We start from the raw sequence: 2,886 nt of genomic DNA, 5'->3' as shown, positions 1-2,886 counted from the left end.
CGGCGAGCACAGTGCACCCTCTCCCCTTGTGGGCAGCGCTAATCGCACATGCCGTGAAATTTGTGTCCCTCATGGCTAGAGCTTTTCCGTTCCGATGGAATCGGAACGGAAGCTCTAGCTTCTTTGTTTTGACGCGTTTTCTTCACGCGAACCGGTATCCACTTCGCTCGAAAACGCTTTAGGGCGCGGCGCAGTCCCGTAGGGTGGGCTAAGGCGCAGAGCGCCGTGCCCACATTCGTTCGACAGCATTGCCCTCGGCGGTGGGCATGCTCCTGTCTTTCCGCGATAAGCTTCAGTGTTCGTAGCCCGCTTGCCCACCCTACGAATCTCCCTTGTTGCGGGAAAGGGTGCATCGAATGTACGGCACGATTTGTATTCTACTTGCTTGCTCGCCCTACCCCTCTGCGCCGAAACACCAGGCCAGGATGCCCTTCTGGGCGTGCAGGCGGTTCTCGGCCTCGTCGAACACCACCGATTGCGGGCCGTCGATCACCTCGTCGGTGACCTCCTCGCCGCGGTGTGCGGGCAGGCAGTGCATGAACAGCGCCTCGGGCTTTGCCAGTGACATCAGCTTGGCGTCGACCTGGTAGGGGCGCAGCAAATTGTGGCGGTGCTCGCCGTCCTTGTCGCCCATCGAGACCCAGGTGTCGGTGACGACGCAGTCGGCATCGCGCACCGCGGCTTCCGGATCGTGGCCGAGCATGATCGGCGCCGCGGTCGCCTTGATCCAGTCCCGCATCGCTTTGTTCGGTGCGAGCTGCGGCGGGGTGGCGATGCGCAGGTTGAACTTGAAACGCTCGGCGGCATGCGCCCAAGACGCCAGCACGTTGTTGTCGTCACCGGTCCAGGCCACGGTCTTGCCCTCGATCGAGCCGCGATGCTCCTCGAAGGTCATGAGATCCGCCATGATCTGGCAGGGATGCGAGCGGCGCGTCAGGCCGTTGATCACGGGCACGGTGGCGTGGGCGGCGAGCTCGAGCAGCGCCTCGTGGTTGAGGATGCGGATCATGATGGCGTCGACATAGCGCGACAGCACGCGCGCCGTGTCGGCGATGGTCTCGCCGCGGCCGAGCTGCATCTCCGCTCCGGTCAACATGATGGACTCGCCGCCGAGCTGGCGCATGCCGACATCGAACGACACCCTTGTACGGGTCGAGGGCCGCTCGAAGATCATCGCCAGCGTCTTGCCTTCCAGCGGCTTCCGGCCGCCTTCATGCGCCTTCAGCTTCGTCTTCATGGCGGTGCTCAAGGCCAGCATGTTGCGCAATTCGGCGAGCGGCAGCGCGCTGATATCGAGGAAGTGACGCGGCGGCGTGCTCATGGCCCCGCGGCCCGCGTTAAATTCCCGGCCGACAGCGCGGCGCAGGCGCGCTCCAGGCTCGCCACGCTCTGTTCGATCTCGGCCTCGGTGACGATCAAAGGCGGCAGGAAGCGCACCACGTTCTCGCCGGCGCCGACGGTGAGCAGTTTCTCGTGGCGCAGCGCCGCCACCAGATCGGTCGACGGCACCACCGCCTTGACCCCGATCAGGAGGCCCTCGCCGCGCACCTCCGACACCACGTCGCCATGGCGATCGATCACCGCGGCGAGCTTCTGCTTGAGCAGCAGCGACATCTTCTGCACGTGATCGAGAAAGCCCGGTTCCAGCATGACGTCGAGCACCGCATTGGCGGCGGCGATCGCCAGCGGATTGCCGCCGAAGGTCGAGCCGTGCGAGCCCGGCGTCATGCCGGCCGCCGCATTCGCCGTCGCGAGGCAGGCGCCGACCGGGAAGCCGCCGCCGAGCGCCTTCGCGAGCGACATGACGTCGGGGGTGACGCCGAAGCGGCGATGCGCGAACAGTTCGCCGGTGCGGCCCATGCCGGTCTGCACCTCGTCGAAGGCGAGCAGCAGGCCATGCTCGTCGCAGAGCCCGCGCAGCGCCCGGTAGAAGGCCGGCGGCGCCGAGCGCACGCCGCCTTCGCCCTGGATCGGCTCGATCAGGATGCCGGCGGTGTGCGGTCCGATCTGCTGCTTCACCGCTTCGAGGTCGCCATGCGGCACCTGGTCGAAGCCGTCCAACGGCGGCCCGAAACCTTCGAGATATTTCTCCGAGCCGGTCGCGGCCAACGTCGCGAGCGTGCGGCCGTGGAACGCGCCCTCGAAGGTGATCATGCGGTAGCGCTCGCCATGGCCCTTGGCGGCGTGATGCTTGCGCACCACCTTGATCACGCATTCCAGCGCCTCGGCGCCGGAATTGCAGAAGAACACGAAGTCGGCGAACTTGCTCTGCTCGCACAGCCTGGCTGCGAGCCGCTCGCCGTCCGGGCTCTTGAACAGGTTCGACATGTGCCAGAGCTTCGTCGCCTGCGCTTGCAGGGCGGCGACCAGCGCGGGATGCGCATGGCCGAGCGCGTTCACCGCGACGCCGGAGGTGAAGTCGAGATAGCGCTCGCCATTGGTCGCGACGAGATAGCAGCCCTCGCCGCGCTCGAAGGCGAGATCGACCCTGGCGAATACGGGAAGCAGATGCGACGCGGCGCTGTTGGTCATGGCATCACTTGAAGGTTGCGCTTTGAAGATCGCGCGGTTGCTGGTCCGCACCCCGCCCTGCTGCGCACTTGCGGCAACGCATCAGGACGAGGCCGAAAACAAAACGTGCCGCCTTTTCGGGGCAGCACGTGGGACCATTCTAGGCGTGCGGCGACAACTGTCAACATGCTACGGCGCAGCGTTCATTTGCGCCGCAAGCCCGGGAAATTGCGGTGCGGCGACAAATCCCCGCCGCGTCGGAACATGTGGAATATGAGCTCCGACTCTTGCGCGCGAGTCACGGCATATTGTAGCGTCCTCGGCGTCGGGTACGACATCTCGTGCGGCAGTTCTGATCCCCTTAAGGAGTCCAGT

Annotated in this window: 2 protein-coding genes; both read right to left on the bottom strand. The window is 65.6% G+C overall.

Annotation, left to right across the window (positions count from 1 at the left end):
* Nucleotides 1-394 precede the first annotated feature (394 nt).
* The gene (argF, locus tag JOY90_RS20245) at nt 395-1,321 is read right to left on the bottom strand and encodes an ornithine carbamoyltransferase (protein WP_291692878.1); all 927 of its coding nucleotides are present in this window, start codon (nt 1,319-1,321) and stop codon (nt 395-397) included.
* On the bottom strand, nt 1,318-2,532 hold the full coding sequence (locus JOY90_RS20240; protein ID WP_291692877.1) for an aspartate aminotransferase family protein: 1,215 nt from the start codon (nt 2,530-2,532) through the stop codon (nt 1,318-1,320). Before JOY90_RS20240 ends, argF begins: the two co-directional genes overlap by 4 nt.
* Nucleotides 2,533-2,886 lie beyond the last annotated feature (354 nt).

Source organism: Bradyrhizobium sp. (assembly GCF_019242285.1).
Lineage (GTDB): Bacteria > Pseudomonadota > Alphaproteobacteria > Rhizobiales > Xanthobacteraceae > Bradyrhizobium.
The sequence above is the reverse complement of the archived record's forward strand: the minus strand, read 5'-3'. Positions and strand labels throughout refer to the sequence as shown.

Excerpts from the sequence above, each read along its gene's own strand:
- JOY90_RS20240 (WP_291692877.1), bottom strand. The coding sequence starts at position 2,532 with ATGACCAACAGCGCCGCGTCGCATCTGCTTCCCGTATTCGCCAGGGTC.
- argF (WP_291692878.1), bottom strand. The coding sequence starts at position 1,321 with ATGAGCACGCCGCCGCGTCACTTCCTCGATATCAGCGCGCTGCCGCTC.